General features: G+C 70.3%; 18 protein-coding genes and 4 pseudogenes. 5 read left to right on the plus strand and 17 right to left on the minus strand.

Going from position 1 to position 17,305, the window contains the following annotated elements:
• Positions 1–51: 51 nt before the first annotated feature.
• The 7 genes and pseudogenes from LRS04_RS01165 to LRS04_RS01190 form a co-directional block, all read right to left on the minus strand.
• Positions 52–1,494: a xanthine dehydrogenase family protein molybdopterin-binding subunit gene (locus LRS04_RS01165; protein WP_257814773.1), complete on the minus strand. Its 1,443-nt coding sequence runs from the start codon at positions 1,492–1,494 to the stop codon at positions 52–54.
• A gap of 37 nt (positions 1,495–1,531) precedes the next feature.
• Entirely contained in the window at positions 1,532–1,951 is a 420-nt protein-coding gene (locus tag LRS04_RS01170; RefSeq protein WP_257814774.1) for a molybdopterin cofactor-binding domain-containing protein, read from the minus strand.
• A gap of 139 nt (positions 1,952–2,090) precedes the next feature.
• Positions 2,091–2,315: pseudogene (locus LRS04_RS27430) on the minus strand (hypothetical protein); the annotation flags it as partial.
• Positions 2,312–3,013: a xanthine dehydrogenase family protein subunit M gene (locus LRS04_RS01175; RefSeq protein WP_257814775.1), complete on the minus strand. Its 702-nt coding sequence runs from the start codon at positions 3,011–3,013 to the stop codon at positions 2,312–2,314. The gene LRS04_RS01175 and the pseudogene LRS04_RS27430, both read right to left, overlap by 4 nt.
• Before the next feature lie 115 nt (positions 3,014–3,128).
• A pseudogene (locus LRS04_RS01180) lies at positions 3,129–3,263 on the minus strand (FAD binding domain-containing protein); the annotation flags it as partial.
• Positions 3,260–3,766, minus strand: coding sequence for a 2Fe-2S iron-sulfur cluster-binding protein (locus tag LRS04_RS01185; protein WP_257814776.1), 507 nt, complete (start codon positions 3,764–3,766; stop codon positions 3,260–3,262). The gene LRS04_RS01185 and the pseudogene LRS04_RS01180, both read right to left, overlap by 4 nt.
• Positions 3,767–3,865: 99 nt before the next feature.
• On the minus strand, positions 3,866–4,135 hold the full coding sequence (locus LRS04_RS01190) for a BolA family transcriptional regulator (RefSeq protein WP_257814777.1): 270 nt from the start codon (positions 4,133–4,135) through the stop codon (positions 3,866–3,868).
• 52 nt (positions 4,136–4,187) lie between these two features.
• Between LRS04_RS01190 and LRS04_RS01195 the strand changes: the two genes are divergently transcribed.
• Positions 4,188–4,841 (plus strand): J domain-containing protein, encoded by a 654-nt coding sequence (locus LRS04_RS01195; protein WP_257814778.1) that lies wholly within the window; start codon positions 4,188–4,190, stop codon positions 4,839–4,841.
• A 56-nt stretch (positions 4,842–4,897) separates the two neighbouring features.
• Here the strand turns inward: LRS04_RS01195 and LRS04_RS01200 are convergent, their stop codons facing one another.
• The 3 genes and pseudogenes from LRS04_RS01200 to LRS04_RS01210 form a co-directional block, all read right to left on the minus strand.
• The gene (locus LRS04_RS01200) at positions 4,898–5,671 is read right to left on the minus strand and encodes a sulfite exporter TauE/SafE family protein (protein ID WP_257814779.1); all 774 of its coding nucleotides are present in this window, start codon (positions 5,669–5,671) and stop codon (positions 4,898–4,900) included.
• Positions 5,672–5,675: 4 nt separating this feature from the next.
• The gene (locus LRS04_RS01205; RefSeq protein ID WP_257814780.1) at positions 5,676–6,206 is read right to left on the minus strand and encodes a rhodanese family protein; all 531 of its coding nucleotides are present in this window, start codon (positions 6,204–6,206) and stop codon (positions 5,676–5,678) included.
• A pseudogene (locus LRS04_RS01210) lies at positions 6,203–6,534 on the minus strand (ArsR/SmtB family transcription factor). Before LRS04_RS01210 ends, LRS04_RS01205 begins: the two are co-directional and overlap by 4 nt.
• A 72-nt stretch (positions 6,535–6,606) precedes the next feature.
• Here LRS04_RS01210 and LRS04_RS01215 point away from each other — a divergent pair.
• Positions 6,607–7,467, plus strand: coding sequence for an MBL fold metallo-hydrolase (locus LRS04_RS01215; protein WP_257814781.1), 861 nt, complete (start codon positions 6,607–6,609; stop codon positions 7,465–7,467).
• On the opposite strand, the gene LRS04_RS01220 is transcribed toward LRS04_RS01215, so the two are convergent.
• The 6 genes from LRS04_RS01220 to LRS04_RS01245 form a co-directional block, all read right to left on the minus strand.
• On the minus strand, positions 7,464–7,844 hold the full coding sequence (locus LRS04_RS01220) for a DUF4180 domain-containing protein (RefSeq protein WP_257814782.1): 381 nt from the start codon (positions 7,842–7,844) through the stop codon (positions 7,464–7,466). The genes LRS04_RS01215 and LRS04_RS01220 overlap by 4 nt on opposite strands.
• 35 nt (positions 7,845–7,879) lie before the next feature.
• Positions 7,880–9,340 (minus strand): globin-coupled sensor protein, encoded by a 1,461-nt coding sequence (locus LRS04_RS01225; RefSeq protein WP_257814783.1) that lies wholly within the window; start codon positions 9,338–9,340, stop codon positions 7,880–7,882.
• 149 nt (positions 9,341–9,489) lie between these two features.
• Positions 9,490–10,203 (minus strand): alternative oxidase, encoded by a 714-nt coding sequence (locus tag LRS04_RS01230; RefSeq protein WP_257814784.1) that lies wholly within the window; start codon positions 10,201–10,203, stop codon positions 9,490–9,492.
• A 294-nt stretch (positions 10,204–10,497) separates the two neighbouring features.
• Positions 10,498–10,821 carry a hypothetical protein gene (locus LRS04_RS01235; protein ID WP_257814785.1) on the minus strand — a complete coding sequence of 108 codons (324 nt, stop codon included), beginning with the start codon at positions 10,819–10,821 and terminating at the stop codon, positions 10,498–10,500.
• Between the two features lie 79 nt (positions 10,822–10,900).
• The gene (locus tag LRS04_RS01240) at positions 10,901–11,764 is read right to left on the minus strand and encodes a TauD/TfdA family dioxygenase (protein WP_257814786.1); all 864 of its coding nucleotides are present in this window, start codon (positions 11,762–11,764) and stop codon (positions 10,901–10,903) included.
• A 12-nt stretch (positions 11,765–11,776) separates the two neighbouring features.
• Positions 11,777–12,166, minus strand: coding sequence for a limonene-1,2-epoxide hydrolase family protein (locus LRS04_RS01245; protein ID WP_257814787.1), 390 nt, complete (start codon positions 12,164–12,166; stop codon positions 11,777–11,779).
• Between the two features lie 97 nt (positions 12,167–12,263).
• On the opposite strand from LRS04_RS01245, the gene cobS reads away from it, so the two are divergent.
• Positions 12,264–13,265 carry a cobaltochelatase subunit CobS gene (gene cobS, locus LRS04_RS01250; protein ID WP_257814788.1) on the plus strand — a complete coding sequence of 334 codons (1,002 nt, stop codon included), beginning with the start codon at positions 12,264–12,266 and terminating at the stop codon, positions 13,263–13,265.
• Positions 13,266–13,763: 498 nt separating this feature from the next.
• Positions 13,764–14,246, plus strand: a pseudogene (locus LRS04_RS01255) (DUF3089 domain-containing protein); the annotation flags it as partial.
• Positions 14,247–14,840: 594 nt separating this feature from the next.
• Here LRS04_RS01255 and LRS04_RS01260 read toward each other — a convergent pair.
• A complete protein-coding gene (locus LRS04_RS01260) occupies positions 14,841–15,017 on the minus strand; it encodes a DUF1328 domain-containing protein (protein ID WP_257818904.1) in 177 nt (58 codons plus the stop codon).
• A gap of 136 nt (positions 15,018–15,153) precedes the next feature.
• Between LRS04_RS01260 and cobT the strand changes: the two genes are divergently transcribed.
• Entirely contained in the window at positions 15,154–17,103 is a 1,950-nt protein-coding gene (gene cobT / locus LRS04_RS01265; protein WP_257814789.1) for a cobaltochelatase subunit CobT, read from the plus strand.
• Positions 17,104–17,305: the final 202 nt, after the last annotated feature.

The following is a 17,305-nucleotide window of genomic DNA, read 5'->3' on the forward strand; positions in this document are numbered from 1 at the left end:
ACGGTAGAGGTTATTTCCGCAGAACTGCTCTGCGGGATTGGAAATGGTGGCTCAGAGCCCCTTCGCGACCAACCCTTCCAGCAGCTTGTCGGGGGTGATCGGGTACTCCCGCACACGCACCCCGCAGGCGTTGTAGATGGCGTTGGCCACCGCCGCGCCGGCCCCCGAGATGCCGAGCTCGCCGACGCCCTTGATGCCCATCGGATTGGCCTTGTCGTCCACCTCGTCGAGCATGATGGCGTCCAGTTCGCCGATGTCGGCCTGGACCGGCACCAGGTACTGGGCGAGGTCCTGGTTGATGAAGCTGCCGTAGCGCGGATCGACGGCATTGCCCTCGTGCAGGGCCGAGCCGACGCCCCAGATCATCCCGCCGGTGAGCTGGCTGCGCGCCGTCTTCCAGTTGAGGATCCGCCCGGCGGCGAACACCCCCAGCATCCTGCGCACCCGCGTCTCGCCGGTGATCGGATCGACCCCCACCTCGCAGAAGTGCGCGCCGTAGGTGTGCTGGCTCCAGTTGCGGGCGTCCGCCGCCGGCCGGATCTCGCCCTCGGCGGTCAAACCATCCGGCTTAGCCCGCCGGATCAGGGTGGCGATGCGTTCCGAACGGTTGCCGATCGCGATCACCCCGTCCTCGAAGGTGACCTCCTCGGCCGGACCGCCCTGCAGCGGGGAGCCGGGATCGTTCGCCGCCAGCTCGGCGATGGCCTTGCGCAGGTTCATCCCCGCCGCCAGGGCCGCCGACCCCGCGGTCGCCGCCCCGAACTGGCCGCCGGACCCCGGCGCGGGCGGCAGCTCGCTGTCGCCGATCTCCACGCGGACGTCCTTCAGCGGCACGCCGAGCGTCTCCGCCGCGATCTGGGCCAGCACCGTGTAGGTGCCGGTGCCGATGTCGGTCATGCCCTGCTTGACGGTGATCACGCCGTCCGCGTCCACCGTGAAGCTGCACTTGGCCGGCAGCAGGAAGTTGCCGCGGATGGCGGCGGCCATGCCCATGCCCACCAGCCAGCGCCCGTCGCGGACCTCGCCCACGCGCGGCAGGCGGCGGTCCCAGCCGAACATCTGGGCGCCTTCCTTCAGGCACCGGGCGAGCTGGCGGATCGAGAACGGCTTGCCGGTCTCCGGATCCACCTCCGGCTCGTTGATCAGCCGCAGCTGCACCGGATCGATCCCAAGCTTCTCGGCCAGCTCGTCCATGGCGACCTCGAGGCTCAGCATCCCCGAGGCCTCGCCCGGCGCCCGCATGGGCCCGGCGCCCGGCAGGTCGAGCTTCACGAGCCGGTGGCCGGTCAGCCGGTTCGGCGCGGCGTAGAGGCTGCGCGCGAAGTTGGACGCGTGCTCCACGAACTGGCCGTCCCGGTGGCAGTGGGTCGTGGTCATCAGCGACATGGCGGTCAGCTTGCCGTCCGGCGTCGCGCCCAGCCGCACCCGCTGCAGGGTCGCGGGCCGGTGGATGGTGCCGTGCATCATGTGCTGGCGGCTGAAGGCCACCTTCACCGGCCGCCCGAGCGCCCGGGGCCCAGCGCCGCCAGCGTCAGCTCGTCGTAGGTCTGGCCCTTCCCCCGAAGCCGCCGCCGATGTAGCGGGTCAGCAGCCGCACGTCGTCGCGGCCGATCTTCAGGGTCTCGGCCAGCCCGTGCTGCGCCGGCTTCACCATCTGGACCGAGGTGTGCACCACGCAGGTCCCGCCCTCCCACCAGGCGGTCGTGGCGCAGGGTTCCATCTGGCAGTGGTTCTGAATGGGCGTGAACCAGGTGTCGTCGAGGGTCACCGGCGCGCTCGCCAGGGCGGCCTCGACGTCGCCGATATGGACGTCCTCCTCCCCGTGCGGGTCCGTGGCCTTCGACAGGGCCTCGCGGAAGTCCACCTCCGGCGGCCGGGCGTCGTAGTCGATCCGCACCAGCGCCGCCGCGGCCTGGGCCTGCTCCAGGGTCTCGGCGAGCACGAAGGCCACCGGCTGGCCGAAGTAGAGGACGCGGTCGTCCTCCAGCGCGGGCCGCGCCGGCGAGGTCGAGCGGGGGTGGACGCGGGTCCCCTTGGCGCCCCTGCTCCGGCGCGTTGCGGTGGGTCCAGACCAGGTGGACGCCCGGCGACGCCTCCGCGGCGGCGGTGTCCACGGCCACGATCCGCCCGCAGGCGATGGTCGCCGGGACCATGACGCCGTAGGCCGGCGGGGCGGGCGGCTCGACCTCGTAGGCATAGGGCGCCGTGCCCGTCACCTTCAGCGGCCCTTCGTAGCGGTCCACCGCCTTGCCGATCAGGCCCGAGCGGTTCTCCTTGACCGGATTGGGGGCTTCCCAGTCGTGCACTGAGCTCATCGGGCCCTCCCCCGCGCCTGGTCGATCGCCGCGGCGCCGAGGCGGGCGGTGAGCGTGATCTTGAAGCCGTTGCGGCCATTGTCGGAGGCGGCCGCCAGCTCCGCGGCGATCGCCTCCTCGGCGGTCGCCCCGCCGGCCAGCGCGGCCTCCGCGTCGGCGGCGCGCCACGGCTTGTGGGCCACCATGCCGAGCGCGATCCGTCCGCCGGCCACCGCCACGCTGGCCAGGCCCGCGGCGAACGAGGCCCGGTCGCGCGCCTTGCGATACACTTGTCCGCCCTCGGCCGCCTTCGGCACGATGACGCCGGTGATCAGCTCGCCGGGCGCCAGATGCGTCTCCAGGTGCGGCGTCTCGCCGGGCAGGCGGTGCAGCTCCATCAGCGGAAAGCGGCGCTCGGCGCCGGTGGGCGAGAGCACCTCCACATCCGCGTCCAGCGCCACCAGGGCCACGGCCATGTCGGAGACATGGGTGGCGATGCAGGCATGGCTGGCGCCTAGGATCGCGGAGTTGCGGTTCAGTCCTTCCAGCGCCCCGCAGCCGGAGCCGGGCTCGCGCTTGTTGCAGGGCTTGGACGGGTCATAGAAGTAGGCGCACCGCGTCCGCTGCAGCAGGTTGCCGCCGACGCTGGCCTTGTTGCGGAGCTGCGGCGAGCCGCCGGCGACGATGGCCTCGGCCAGCACCGGAAACCGACTGCGCACGCGGGCGTCCGCCGCCACCTGGCTGTTGGTGGCCATGGCCCCGATGCGCAGGGGCGCCGTCGCCCGCCTCCTCTATCCCCGCCATCGGCAGGCGCGAGACGTCGATCAGGTGCGCCGGCTGCTCGATCTCCAGCTTCATCAGGTCGAGCAGGTTGGTCCCGCCGGCGATGTAGCGGGCGTTCGGCGTCCGGGCGTGCGCCTGCACGGCGGACAGCGCGTCGGCGGCGCGTTCGTAGGTGAAGGCCTTCACGCCATCTCCTCCGCCGCCGACCGGATCGCGTCGACGATCTGGGGATAGGCCGAGCAGCGGCAGATGTTCCCGCTCATCCGTTCGCGGATCTCCTCGGCCGAAAGCACCGGCTTGCCGGCCACGTCGGGCGTCGCCTGGCTGGGCCAGCCGGCCTCGACCTCGGTCAGCATCGCCAGCGCCGAGCAGATCTGGCCGGGCGTGCAGTAGCCGCACTGGAAGGCGTCCTCCTCCAGGAAGGCCTTCTGCATGGGATGCAGCCGGTCCGGCGTTCCGATCCCTTCGATCGTGGTCACCTCGTCGCCGTCGTGCATCACCGCCAGCGAGAGGCAGGCGTTGATCCGCACCCCGTTCACCAGGACCGTGCAGGCGCCGCACTGGCCATGGTCGCAGCCCTTCTTGGAGCCGGTCAGCCTCAGGTGCTCGCGCAGGGCGTCGAGGAGGGTGGTCCTGGGGTCGAGGTCGAGCGACCGCACGTCCCCGTTGACGGTGATCGTGGTCCGCAAGCGCGCCCCTCCCGGCCGCACAAGGAAGGCGGCTCTTCAAACGTGCGTTTAGTCTAAGCCGCCGGAAGTCCGCTCGGCAAACGCCGTTCGAGCCGAGGGCTATTCTCCCGGCGCCAGGGCCTTCACCGACAGCGCGTGCACCGGCCCGGCGAGCTCCTCGGCCAGCGCCTTGTAGACCAGCCTCTGCCGCATGACCTTGTTCGCGCCGCGGAACGCCTCGGCCTCGATGGTCACGTTGAAGTGGCTCTCGCCGCCCGGCGTCGCGCCCGCATGGCCGTGGTGGCGCGCGGAATCGTCCTCGATCTCCAGCCGGATGGGCTGGAACGCGTCGGTCAGCTTGTTGCGGATGCCTTCGAGGATAGCGCCCATCTGTCTCGTCTTCAATTCTTGAAGGGGGATTTGTTACCCCCATACTTGGCGGATGCCCGGCGCGTTTCAATACAAGCCCAAGTTCAAGGATATCCGCGTTCGCCCGCCCTCCGAGGAGGAGGATGCGCGGGAGCACGACGTCCATGCCCTGAAGCCCGGCGAGCGCGCCTGCGACCACCCGGGCTGCCGCCGCGCGGCCACCGCGCGGGCGCCGAAATCGCGCGACATGCTGCACGAGCACTACTGGTTCTGCCAGCCGCACGCCGCCGAGTACAATCGCAACTGGAACTTCTTCGCCGGCATGAGCGAGGGCGAGGTCCGCCGCCGCCAGCAGGACGAGCTGTTCACCGGCGGGCGGCCGACCTGGGAGATGAAGGCCGGCCGGTTCAGCCGCGAGGCGGCCGCCTTCTCCAGCCGATTCGGCACCGGCCAGGGCTACCGCGACCCGTTCAACATGTTCGGCGGCGGCGGCGCCCAGGCGCGCCAGCCGGAGCCGGAGGCCCGCCACCTCGGCAAGATCGAGCGCAACGCGCTCGCCGACCTCGACCTCGACGCCAACGCCGACGGCCCGAAGATCCGCAGCCGCTACACCGAGCTGGTCCGCCGCCTGCACCCGGACGCCAACGGCGGCGACCGGTCCGGCGAACACAAGCTCCAGCGGGTGATCAAGGCCTACCAGTCCCTGCGCAAAGCGGGGATGGTCTAGGCGCGCGTCGAGCGGAAGTGGACGCCGGTTCCGCGCCCGCGACGCGCGCGGACGACCTAGCCGAGCGCCCGCCAGGCGACGTAGGCCGCGGTGGCGATCACCATCAGCGCGAAGCCGCGGCGGGCCATGTCGGCCCTCCCGGCCAGGGCCTTGGCGCTCGGCGCGCCGGCGGCAGCCCCGACCGCGCCGCCCGCGACCACGGCGGCGAACACCGGCCAGTTCACCAGGCCCGCGGCGGCGTAGCTGGCGCTGGTCGCCGCCCCGAACAGGGTCACCGACACCAGGGAGGATGCGGCGGCGTGGGCGAGCGTCATGCCGGTGGACGCCATCAGGCCGGGCACGATCAGGAACCCGCCGCCGATCCCGAAGAACCCGGCCGCGAAGCCGGTGGCGAGGCCGACGGGCGCGAGCCTGGCGGTCAGTCCGGGCGTGAGGCGCACCGCAGGATCGCCCTCAGACTTGCGCGGCGCCAGCATGGAGAGGCCGACCAGGGCCATGGCGAGCGCGAACCAGGCCAAGAGCTGCTCGCCGTCCATCTGCTTGGCCAGGTGCGCGCCGAGCAGGGAGCCGGCCAGGCCTGCCCCGCCGAACACCAGGGCGCAGGGCCACTTCACCCGGCCCGCCCGGGCCTGGGTGGCCAGTCCCATGGCCGCGTTGACGGCCACGGCGGCGGCGGAGGTGCCGATCGCCACGTGCGGATCGCGCACGCCCACCAGGTAGATCAGGAGCGGCGTGGCCAGCACCGAGCCGCCGCCCCCGAAGACCGTAAGCAACAGACCGACCAGCGCGCCGCTGAACGCCGCGGCGCCGAGCGTCCAGGCGAGGTCCATGGGATCACGCCGCCCGGCGGTTCCAGGGCGCCAGCGCCAGCACCTTGGCCATGCCGCAGAAGCCGGTGGCGCCGGCGAAGGTGAGGCCCGCGCCGACGAAGGCCGAAAGGCCGAAGAAGCCGGGGTGGACCAGGAAGCCCAGGGCCACGCCCGTGAGCACCAGCAGGCCGGCCCCGATCTGCACCTGGCGGATCATCTCGAGCGGCGCCTTGCGGTCCTCGACCACCGGCAGGCCGGCGGCGGACCAGGCGTCCACGCCGCCTTCCAGGATGTAGGCCGGTCCATCGACCCGGGCGGCGAGGCGGTCGCAGTTGGCCTGGGTGCGCATGCCGGAGCGGCAGGTGAAGACCACGTCGCGGTCGGGATGCAGGCCGAGGTGCGCCGTCTCAAAGCCGGAGAGCGGGCGCGACAGGGCGCCCTGCACGTGCCGGCGGGCGTACTCGTCCGGCTCGCGGATGTCGACGAGGACGGCCTTGCCGGCCTTCAGCCGGTCGGCGACGTCCTTCGGGGTCAGGGTGGTCAGGGATGCGGTCATGGTCGCGCCTTCATGTCTGGAGGACAGAAGATCTCCGCGAGGGTCTCCACCACCTTGACGGCCGCCGGGTCGGCGATCCGGTACCAGATCGTCAGGCCTTCGCGGCGCGTGGCCACGACGCCTTCGTCGCGCAGCACCGCCAGGTGCTGCGAGAGCGCCGATTGCGAGAGGCCGACGAGGGGCTGAAGCTCCCCACCGACCGCTCGCCTTCACCGAGCTGACACAGGATCATCAACCGGCGCTCGTTGCCGAGGGCGCGCAGGAGCTTTGCGGCTTCTGCGGCGCTGGCCTCGAAACGGGCGATGTCGAAGTTCGCGAGATCGAACATGGACGCCATATATTAGTTGTTTCTAAATTAGCAAGTGCTTATGTAGCGCCGGACGCCAGAAGGAGGCTCCCGATGCAACCGCGCATTCAAGCGTTTTTCGATACCGCCACCTCGACCGCCAGCTATCTCGTCTCCGACCCCGCGACGGGCGTGGCCGCCATCATCGACCCGGTCCTGGACTTCGAGCCCAAGGCGGCGACGCTCTCAACCGCCTCGGCGGACGCCATGCTGCAGGCCGTCGCCGACCAGGGCCTGACCCTGGCCTATGTGCTGGAGACCCACGCCCACGCCGATCACCTCTCCGCCGCCGACCACATCCGCCGCAGGACCGGCGCGAAGATCGTCATCGGGGCCCATATCCGCGAGGTGCAGAAGGCCTTCATCCCGCTGTTCGAGGCCGACGACGTGGCCGACGACGGCGGGGTCTTCGACATCCTGCTGGACGAGGGCGACACCCTGCCGCTCGGCGAGCAGAGCATCGGCGTGCTGCACACGCCCGGCCACACGCCGGCCTGCGTGACCTACCGGATCGGCGACGCCGCCTTCGTGGGCGACACCCTGTTCATGCCGGACTACGGCACCGCGCGCGCCGACTTCCCCGGCGGCGATGCCGGCCAGCTCTACCGCTCCATCCGGAAGATCCTCGCCCTGCCCGGCGACACCCGGCTGTTCGTCGGCCACGACTATCTGCCGCCCGGCCGCGACGAGTTCCGCTGGGAGACCACCGTGGCCGAGGAGCGCGCCCGCAACGTCCATGTGCACGAGGGCGTCGGCGAAGCCGAGTTCGTCGCCATGCGGACCGCGCGCGACGCCACCCTGGCGGCGCCGACCCTGATCCTGCCGTCCCTGCAGGTGAACATCCGCGCCGGCGCCCTGCCCCCGCCGACCCCCCAGGGCAACGTCTTCCTCAGGCTGCCGGTGCGGGCGGCCTAGGCGGAGACCAGGCGCGCTTCGAGGTCTGCGAGGTCGGCCACGAACCAGACGGTCTTCCCGCGGTTGGATTCGCGCACGAAGTCGGTCAGCGCCGAACTGCCGATCAACTCGGCGGCGATGCTGCCGACGATCGCCACCCGCAAGCCGTAGTTGACGAACTTCTGCAGGATCAGCCCGGCCACGCGGGTCTTCAGGTCGAGGAACTCCGGCGTAAGCCGCGCCAGCGGGATCGCCACCAGCTTGGCGCCGACCGAGAAGGCGTCCCCGATCACGTCCGTTGCGTCGCGCTCCCCGGCGATCGGCGGCCCGGCGGCGGCGAGCGCCAGCACGGGGGTCCCGCCCAGCGTTAGGGTCTCGGAGGTCGGTCTCGCGGCCATCTCACAGGCTCCGGCGGTTGCCGGAGGATTGTGGCTCAGGCCGCGCGCGATTGCGACGGCGCCGCCACCGTGAACGCGCCGACCAGCTGTCCGAGGTCGTCCGCCTGGCTCTTGAGCGTATGGGTCGCCGCGGTCGTCTGCTGCACCATGGCGGCGTTCTGCTGGGTCAGGTGGTCCATCTGGTTCACCGCCGTGTTCACCTGCGCGAGGCCCACGGACTGCTCCTCCGAGGACGCCGCGATCTCCGAGACCAGGCCATCGATCTCGGCGACCTGCTCCAGGATGCCGGTCAGGGCCTCGCCGGTCTGGGCGACCAGCGCCACGCCCTGCTCCACCTGCTGCGTCGAGGCGCTGATCAGAGTCTTGATCTCCTTGGCGGCGTCGGCCGAGCGCTGGGCGAGCGCGCGGACCTCCGAGGCGACGACCGCGAAGCCCTTGCCGGCGTCGCCCGCCCGGGCCGCTTCCACCCCGGCGTTCAGGGCCAGCAGGTTGGTCTGGAAGGCGATCTCGTCGATCACCCCGATGATCTGACTGATCTGCGACGCGGAATGCTCGATCTCGCCCATGGCGCCCTGGGTCTCGGTCATCACCGCCGCCGAACGCTCCGCCTGGGCCTTGGCGGTCGCGACCGCCTCGCTCGCCTGGCGCGCGCCCTCCGCGCTCTTCTGGACCGTGGCGGTGATCTGTTCGAGGGCCGCGGCGGTCTCCTCCAGGCTGGCCGCCTGCTGCTCGGTGCGTCGCGAGAGATCGTCGGCCGCGGCCCCGATCTGCACAACGCCGCCGGCGACGGACTCCGTGGAGTCCGACACGGCCGTCATGGCCGCCTCGAGGGCCGCCACGGCGTTGTTGAAGTCGTCCTTCAGGGCCTGGAACTCCTCGCCCACCGGGGCGACCACACGGACGCCCAGGTCGCGCGCCGAGAGCCGCGCCAGCGCCGCGCCGAGCACCTCCACCAGATGCGCCTGCCGCGCCTCGCTCGCCCGCCGTTCCGCCTCCAGGCGCTGACGCGCCTCGTCCAGCGCCTCCAGGTAGATCGAGATCGCGAAGTCCATGTCGAGCATGGCCGCGCGGATGAGGACGCCGACGTCTTCCCCGACCGCTTCGGCGCCGCCCTTCGGGGCCAGGAACCCCTTCGGCCAGCGGGCCTCGATCACGCCCCGAACCAGGCCGTCGAGGATCCGGGCGTAGCCGCCGATGTACCAGCGGGGCTCCAGGCCCAGCCGCGCGTGGGCCTGGCCGATCCGCCGCACGCCATCCACATAGGCGGTGTCGAACTGGGCCTCGGCGATCAGCGCCCAGTGCTTTTCCTGCGCCCGGCTGGCGCCGTCGATGTGGCTGTCGTCGGTGAAGAAGGCGCGCGTCTGCGGCGTCGCGCGGACCTGGGCGTAGAAGGCGTCGAGCGCCGGCTTGATCTCGGCGGCGACCAGCGGCTGGAGGGCCTTCAGCCGGCGGCGGGCGTCCGGGTCCAGGCCTAAGAATTCAAGCCGTTCATCCACTGCGCAATCATTAGCCACGCAACCAACTCCATTTACGGATACTTGGCGTTGATAGAGCTGATGCGCTTAATCCTGGATTAACCGGAATGTTCGTGTGGATATGGTGCGGGACGGTGCGAAAAACGGGCGGAGCCTCGCGGCTCCGCCCCTCAGGCGGCAGGTGTCGGGGGGAAGTTATGCCGCCTGCTTCCAGTTCGGTTCCAGCGCCGCGTGCGGGGGCACGGGGCGATCTTGAGCTGCGGAAGGCCCGCGATCTCGTTGGCGAAGCCGTGGTTCACGTCGCGATGGTGAGCCTCGTCGGCACGGACCACCTCAACCACGTCGCGCAGAGTCGCGGTGGCCGGCAGGTCCCAGTAGCGCCGGGCGATCTCGGGCGCCGCCACGTTCGGGCTGCGGCCCTCGTCGATCTCCTTGAGGTAGTGGGTGTAGCTGATCACCGCCTCCTCCTCGAAGTAGCCGACCACCCGGTGGGCGGTCTTCGGGCTGGCGAGGTAGAGGCCGAAGAAGAACAGGTAGAAGACCCACTGGACGGCGACGACCACGAAGCGCTCGAACAGGGTCGGCTTGCACACCTCGATGAAGGTCATCAGGTGCATGCGCTCGTTCTCGGCCTCGTCCATCAGCGTCTTGATCCAGCCCCGATCGTCTTCCATCCGGCGCAGGCACTTCAGGTGGGTCAGCGTCGCGCCGACCATACCCGGCACGGCGGCGACCGTTTCCAGCACCACCGCGCGGTGGCCGTAGCGCTTGGCGAAGAAGGTGTCGGCGAAGAAGCGCAGCGCCTTGACGAAGCCGTAGGCGACGCGGTCGGACAGGCCGCGGGGCCGGTGGTGGACGGCGAGGTCGACGAGGGGGGCGGTCATGGCGGTCTGTGCTTTCTTACGCTCTACGGGAGGCCGGCGATGCGCGGCCCGATGAGCGATGGGATAGCCCCCTCCCGCCCCGTCCGACATTCGGGAGGAACACCTACGTAGTCCCCCTTAGGTGGGTGCACGGAATTTCGCCCGACGCCGCCCGGCGGCATCGTTTCGGCCCCATTCACGGAGCCTGCAGATGACGACCGTCCAGACCCTCTATCTCGGCATGGTGATCGCCGGCTTTGCGGTCTTCATCCTCACCCTGGCGGGTGTTTCCACCTGGCAGCGGCGGGGCGACCGCTAGTTGTTGCGGGCGGCCTTGTAGCTCACCGAGAACAGCCGGCAGGCGTCCGGGAAGCCCTGCATCTCCGCACGGCTGATGGTCCGGCGGAAGCCGGTCTCCACGCGCAGTTCGCAGAAATAGTTCTGCTCCGCCGTCCGGAAGTTGCGCCGCCACACATAGGTCGGCCTGCCGTCCAGCACGAGGTACTCCGCGTAGGGGCCGTAGAGGCCGAGCGCGGCGTCCAGCTCCTCGCCGTAGAGCGCATTGGCGCCGCCCGTCTCGCCGGTCGTCCGGCAGGCGGCGAGCATCAGGGCTCCCGCGATCGCGGCGAGTCTCGGCATAGGACGCATTCCCCCTTGGCGAGGGGGATAACTGCACGGGGCAGGCCAGCCTCAGGTGACCGCGGTCACACCGCGTGGCTCAGGCCGGCGGCTCGCCGGCCACGGTCGTCCGGTGCATGACCCGGAGGTGCCCGTCGTAGCCGCCCTCGGCCAGGTGCATGGTGCAGCGGTTGTCCCACATCAGCAGCATCCTGGGCCGCCAGCGGTGGCGGTAGATGAACTCGTCCTGGGTCATGTGGCCGAACAGGAAGCCCAGCACCGCCTGGCTCTCCTTCGGCGTCATCCCCTCGATGCCCAGGGTGTACACCGGCGAGACGAACAGGGCCTTGCGGCCCGTCACCGGATGGGTGCGCACCAGGGGGTGGGTCAGGGTCTCGTCGGCCTCGGCCGAGACGATGATTTCCATGGTCCGCTTCTCGGTCTCGCGGGCGAAGACGCCCTTGGTCCCGTAGGCCCGGCCGGCCGAGTGCACGGCCTTCAGCGGCGCCAGCATCGCCTGCATCACCGGCGACAGCGTCTCGTAGGCCCGCGCGCAGTCGCAGAACAGGGTGTCGCCGCCCACCGGGGGCACGACCTCGGAATGCAGCAGGGTGGCCGCCGGCGGGATCGCCTGGAAGCTCCAGTCGGAGTGCCAGCCGGCCCCGAAGTTGGTCGCGCGCTCGTCCGGCTCACGGCGCAGCTCCAGCACATTGGGGTGCCCGGCCATCGGCTTGATGAAGGGGTCCTTGCCGAACGGCCCGATCTGGAGCGTGAAGGCCTCGAGCTGCTCCAGGCTCAGAGGCTGGTCCGGGAAGGCGAGCACGCCATGCCGCGCCCAGGCCGCCTTCACCTGGGCCAGGGTCTCGGGCGGGAGCGGCCGCGTCAGGTCGAGCCCCCTCACCTCCGCTCCGAAGCCCGTGGGCTCCGGCGTCACCTCAATGGCGGTCTTCTGCTCGGCCAGCACGGCGGCCTCCCCTCATCCGGTCTTCGCGGGCGGCGGCGACAGCGCCTTCATGTAGGTCTGCATGTCGAAGTAGTCGCGCCACACCTTGATCTTTCCGGCCTCCATCTCAAAGACCCCACAGCACGGCAGGTCGACAGGCCGGTCGCCGACCTGGCTGCGGTCGAGCCGTTCGGCGATCACCACGTCGCCCCGGGCCACCAGGTTCAGAACGTCCCATTCGGTCGAGGTCCAGCTGCTGATGAACCCGGCGATGAAGGCCCGGACGTTCTCCCGCCCCGCCACCGGCCGGGCGGGCATGTTGTGGTAGACGCCGTCCGGCGCGAAGAACCCCGCCAGTTCGTCCGGGTCCAGCCGCGACCAGGCGGCGATGAAATCCCGGATCACGGTCTCGTTGTCGCTCATGGTCGTCCCTCCCGCGCAGGCCCCGGCTTCGGGCGCCGGGTTTCCTCCACTCTGAGGTTTGCTTCCGCTCGGGCAAGACTGTAATCGAAGCCCCGTCATGGCCGCTTTCGACACCACCGAAGACAAGCTCATCGCCCTGGTCCCGGACCGGAAGGTTTCCTCGCGCGACACGTTCGGCGTGGACTTCGACATGGACGTGCCCGCGTTCTCGGAACGCGACCCCCACGTTCCCGACGTGGACCCGGCCTACAAGTTCGATCCCGAGACCACGCGGGCGATCCTCGCGGGCTTCGCCTTCGACCGCCGCGTGATGGTCCAGGGCTACCACGGCACCGGCAAGTCGACGCACATCGAGCAGGTGGCGGCGCGCCTGAACTGGCCGCTGATCCGCGTGAACCTCGACAGCCACGTCTCCCGGATCGACCTGGTCGGCAAGGACGCCATCGTCCTGAAGGACGGCAAGCAGGTCACCGAGTTCCGCGAAGGCATGCTGCCCTGGGCGATCCAGCGGCCCATCGCCCTCGTGTTCGACGAGTACGACGCCGGCCGCCCGGACGTGATGTTCGTGATCCAGCGGGTGCTGGAGGCGCAGGGCAAGCTGACCCTGCTCGACCAGAACCGGGTGATCCGTCCGAACCCCTGGTTCCGGCTGTTCTCGACGACCAACACCATCGGTCTCGGCGACACCACCGGCCTCTACCACGGCACCCAGCAGATCAATCAGGGCCAGATGGACCGCTGGTCCATCGTCACCACGCTCAACTACCTGGCCCACGACGTGGAGGCCGAGATCGTTCTGGCCAAGGCGCCGAACTACCAGACCGCCGAGGGCCGCCGGACGATCAACGCCATGGTCCGGGTCGCCGACATGACCCGCAACGCCTTCATGAACGGCGACATCTCGACGGTCATGAGCCCGCGGACGGTGATCACCTGGGCCCAGAACGCCGAGATCTTCGGCGGCGACATCGCCCTCGCCTTCCGGATGACCTTCCTGAACAAGTGCGACGAGCTGGAGCGCGGCACCGTCGCCGAGTTCTTCCAGCGCGCCTTCGGCCAGGACCTCCCGGAAAGCACGGCGCGGGTGCGGGTGGCTTAGGCCGCCTAACCTCCGCTCATCCCGGCGAAAGCCGGGAACCAAGCTGAATCAGATCGAAGGCCCCGGCGGTGCGAACCTCCGGGGCTTTTCCTTGCCGAACGTCCGCCTGGGTTCCGGCTTTCGCCGGGATGAGCGGAGTTTGGGGGCTGGACCCGGGTTCTGCGAAGCGCGATCATCAAACCCATTCTTCGAACAATATTGCTGGGGGAAACTATGATCAGGACCACTCTGGCGGCGCTTGCGCTCGCCGCCGGCTTCGCCGCCGCTTCGGGCGCTCAGGCCCAGACCGCACCGGCCAGGAACGACTACGCAGACAAGGCCGCCTGGCTGTGCTTCCCGGGCAAGTCCGGCGACGCCTGCGCCGTCGACATGACCGCCACGGTCGTCAAGGCCGACGGCTCGACCAGCGTCGAGACCTTCAAGGCCGATCCGAAGGCCCCCATCGATTGCTTCTACGTCTATCCGACGGTCTCCAACGACCCCGGCATCACGTCGGACATGAACGCCGGCCCCGAGGAGCTGAACGTGGTGCGGCAGCAGCTCGCCCGCTTCGGCTCAAAATGCCGGATCTACGCCCCGCTCTACCGACAGTTCACCCTGACCGCGCTGCGCGCCGCCTCGGCCGGCAACCCGATGCCGGGCTCCGCCGATCCGGCCGTCCGCCAGGTGGGCTACAATGACGTAGTCGACGCCTGGAACCATTACCTCCAGCACGAGAACAAGGGCCGCGGCGTCGTCCTGATCGGCCACTCCCAGGGCTCGGGCGTCCTCCAGCGGGTGATCCCCGCCGTGATCGAGGGCAAGCCCGTCCAGAAGCAGCTGATCTCCGCCCTGATCCTCGGCTCCAACCTCGCCGTCGAGAAGGGCAAGGACACCGGGACGTTCAAGACCATCCCGCTCTGCAAGTCGGCCAGCCAGACGGGCTGCGCCATCTCCTACGTCACCTTCCGCGACACCATCCCGCCGCCCGCCAACAGCCGCTTCGGCAAGGTGCAGGCCGCGAACATGGAGGCCGCCTGCACCAACCCGGCGAACCTCGCCGGCGGCCAGGGGCGAGCTGAAGGCCTACCACAGCAATGGGGCGGCCATCGCCTCGTCGTCGGTGGCCCCGCCGACCTGGGTGAAGGGCAAGGCCCAGCCGACCACGCCGTTCGTCGCCACGCCCGGGCTGATCACCGGCCAGTGCGTCTCCAAGGACGGCTTCAACTACCTGGAGGCCCGCGTGAACGCCGACCCGGCCGACCCGCGCACCGACGACATCTCCGGCGACGTCGTGGCCCTGGGCGCGGTCATGAAGGACTGGGGCCTCCACCTCGTCGACGCCAACATCGCCATGGGCAACCTGGTGGAGATCGTGGGCCAGCAGTCGAAGGCGTATCTGGCGAAGGCGAAGCAATAGTTGCGCCCCATCGGGGGAGCTGTCGGCGCAGCCGACTGAGGGGGTCCGCCGCGACACCGGGGATGACCCCCTCCGGCCCTTCGGGCCACCTCCCCCGACGGGGAGGAATGGAGAAAGAAAAACGCCCGTCCTCTTTCGAGGGCGGGCGTTCTTTCTTTCCGACGTTCGAAGCGTCGCTAACGGGTCATCTTTCGCCCGGCCATCAGGCCCATGACGAGGAAGACCAGGAAGCCCACCACGAACAGGAAGAACAGGATCTTGGCGATGCCGGCCGAAGCGCCAGCGATGCCACCAAAGCCGAGCGCGCCGGCTACGATGGCGACGATCGCGAAGATCAGAGCCCACTTCAGCATGGCGCTCACTCTCCTCATGACTACAGGCCGGCAACCGGCCCGGTCGGATGAACACGGCTTCGCCATGATTGTTCCGGCGGCGGAGCCCTCACTTCCTTGTTTCGCCCCACGTCACCCCTGATCTAAGACGGTCGTCATGGCGAAGAACCCGGAAAGCCCCCTGGAGCCGTTCAAGCGTGCGCTGGCGCACGCGGCGCGCTCGCTCGCCGAGACGCCCGACCTGGAGATCGTCTACTCCGGCGAGGGCCCGCAGCTCTCCGGAAAGCGGGCCGTCCTGCCCCACCCGCCGCGCGACCTGACGAGCGCGGACGCGGCGCGGATCCGCGGCCTCGCCGACCAGATGGCGCTGCGCGTGGCCCACCACGACCCCGCCGCCCATGCGAAGGCGCGGCCGGCCTCGGCCATGGGCCAGCCGATCTACGACGGCATCGAGCAGGCCCGCATCGAGGCGATCGGCGCCAACGCCATGGGCGGCGTGCGCGAGAACCTGAAGGCCGTCATGGACCAGGCCTGGGCCAAGCGCTCGTTCAACCAGATCGAGGCCCTGGCCAATCCGCCGATGGCCGAGGTGGTCTCGCTGATGGTCCGCGAACGGCTGACCGGCGAGCCCCCGCCGGCCATGGCCGAGCCGCTGGTGAAGCTGTTCCGCGACGAGGTGGAGGCCAAGGCCGGCGCCGACCTCGACCGCCTGTCCGACCTGATCCACGACCAGAAGGCCTTCGCCAAGGTGGCCCGCGCCATCCTGCGCGACCTGAAGATGGGCGACGACCTCTCCGACGCCCTCGACCAGCCCGAGCAGGACGAGGATTCGAGCGAGGACGGCGAGCCCGAGGCCAGCGACGACAAGGACGAGGGCGACGGCGACGGCCAGTCGCCGCAGCAGACCGCCATGGACGAGTCGGACGCGACCCACCAGGAGAGCGACGACGCCGACAGCCAGATGATGCAGGCGGAGGACGACCCCGACAGCCAGGAGACCGACGAGCCCCCCGAGATGGGCGAGGGCGAACAGCCGGCGCGTCCCGACTTCAAGGGCGAGGCCAAGGTCGCCACCTACAAGGTCTTCACGACCCAGCACGACGAGATCGTCGCCGCCGAGGAGCTCTGCGACGGTGAGGAGCTGACGAGGCTTCGCGCCTACCTCGACCAGCAGCTCGCCAGCCTGTCGAACGTGGTCTCGCGGCTGGCCAACCGTCTCCAGAGGAAGCTGCTCGCCCAGCAGAACCGCGCCTGGAGCTTCGACCTCGAGGAGGGCCTGCTCGACACCTCCAGGCTGACCCGGGTGATCACCGACCCCACCGCCTCGCTGGCCTTCAAGGAGGAGGAGGACACCGAGTTCCGCGACACGGTGGTCACCATCCTGATCGACAACTCCGGCTCCATGCGCGGCCGGCCGATCATGGTCGCCGCGGTCTGCGCCGACATCCTGGCCCGCACGCTGGAGCGCTGCGGCGTGAAGACCGAGATCCTCGGCTTCACCACCCGCGCCTGGAAGGGCGGCCAGGCGCGCGAGGACTGGCTGAAGGCCGGCAAGCCCGCCCAGCCGGGCCGCCTGAACGACCTGCGCCACATCATCTACAAGGCTGCCGACGCCCCCTGGCGGCGCGCCCGGCGCAACCTCGGCCTGATGATGCGCGAGGGGCTTCTGAAGGAGAACATCGACGGCGAGGCCCTGATGTGGGCGCACCAGCGGCTGATCGGCCGGCCGGAGCAGCGCCGCATCCTGATGGTCATCTCCGACGGCGCGCCGGTGGACGATTCCACCCTCAGCGTGAACTCGGGCCACTACTTGGAGCGCCATCTGCGCGAGGTGATCGCCGAGATCGAAGCCAAGAGCCCGGTCCAGCTCATCGCCATCGGCATCGGCCACGACGTGACCCGCTACTACCGCCGGGCCGTCACCATCGTCGACGTGGAGCAGCTCGCCGGCGCCATCACCGACCAGCTCGCCGCGCTGTTCGACGAGGAGCCGCGCAAGCTCACCCGCCGCACCGCCGGCCTGCTGCAGCCGCCGCCCAACACCCAGGGGCCCTCCGGCGGCATGCGCCGCTCGACCTTCAAGGAAGTCCGGAGATCGGTGGCTTGAGGAAACTCACGGGGCCGCTGTTCGCGCTGGCCCTCGCCGGCTGCGTCAGCCCGGACGCGTCCCTGCCGCCGGCCCCCTGCCCTATGCCGCGGCGATCGCCGTCGACGGCGCGCCCGTCCCGCTCGACCCGTCTGATCCGGCGAAGATCGCGGTCGGCCGTTTCGCCTACGCCGGCGGCCTGCACCTGACCTCGACGCAGACC

Source organism: Phenylobacterium sp. J367 (genome assembly GCF_024699985.1).
Classification (GTDB): Bacteria; Pseudomonadota; Alphaproteobacteria; order Caulobacterales; family Caulobacteraceae; genus Phenylobacterium.

Excerpts from the sequence above, each read along its gene's own strand:
- LRS04_RS01230 (WP_257814784.1), bottom strand. The coding sequence starts at position 10,203 with ATGACCGCCCCCCTCGTCGACCTCGCCGTCCACCACCGGCCCCGCGGC.
- cobS (WP_257814788.1), top strand. The coding sequence starts at position 12,264 with ATGGCCGCTTTCGACACCACCGAAGACAAGCTCATCGCCCTGGTCCCG.
- LRS04_RS01260 (WP_257818904.1), bottom strand. The coding sequence starts at position 15,017 with ATGCTGAAGTGGGCTCTGATCTTCGCGATCGTCGCCATCGTAGCCGGC.
- LRS04_RS01220 (WP_257814782.1), bottom strand. The coding sequence starts at position 7,844 with ATGGCCGCGAGACCGACCTCCGAGACCCTAACGCTGGGCGGGACCCCC.
- LRS04_RS01205 (WP_257814780.1), bottom strand. The coding sequence starts at position 6,206 with ATGACCGCATCCCTGACCACCCTGACCCCGAAGGACGTCGCCGACCGG.
- LRS04_RS01215 (WP_257814781.1), top strand. The coding sequence starts at position 6,607 with ATGCAACCGCGCATTCAAGCGTTTTTCGATACCGCCACCTCGACCGCC.
- LRS04_RS01235 (WP_257814785.1), bottom strand. The coding sequence starts at position 10,821 with ATGCCGAGACTCGCCGCGATCGCGGGAGCCCTGATGCTCGCCGCCTGC.
- LRS04_RS01200 (WP_257814779.1), bottom strand. The coding sequence starts at position 5,671 with ATGGACCTCGCCTGGACGCTCGGCGCCGCGGCGTTCAGCGGCGCGCTG.
- cobT (WP_257814789.1), top strand. The coding sequence starts at position 15,154 with ATGGCGAAGAACCCGGAAAGCCCCCTGGAGCCGTTCAAGCGTGCGCTG.
- LRS04_RS01245 (WP_257814787.1), bottom strand. The coding sequence starts at position 12,166 with ATGAGCGACAACGAGACCGTGATCCGGGATTTCATCGCCGCCTGGTCG.
- LRS04_RS01195 (WP_257814778.1), top strand. The coding sequence starts at position 4,188 with ATGCCCGGCGCGTTTCAATACAAGCCCAAGTTCAAGGATATCCGCGTT.
- LRS04_RS01190 (WP_257814777.1), bottom strand. The coding sequence starts at position 4,135 with ATGGGCGCTATCCTCGAAGGCATCCGCAACAAGCTGACCGACGCGTTC.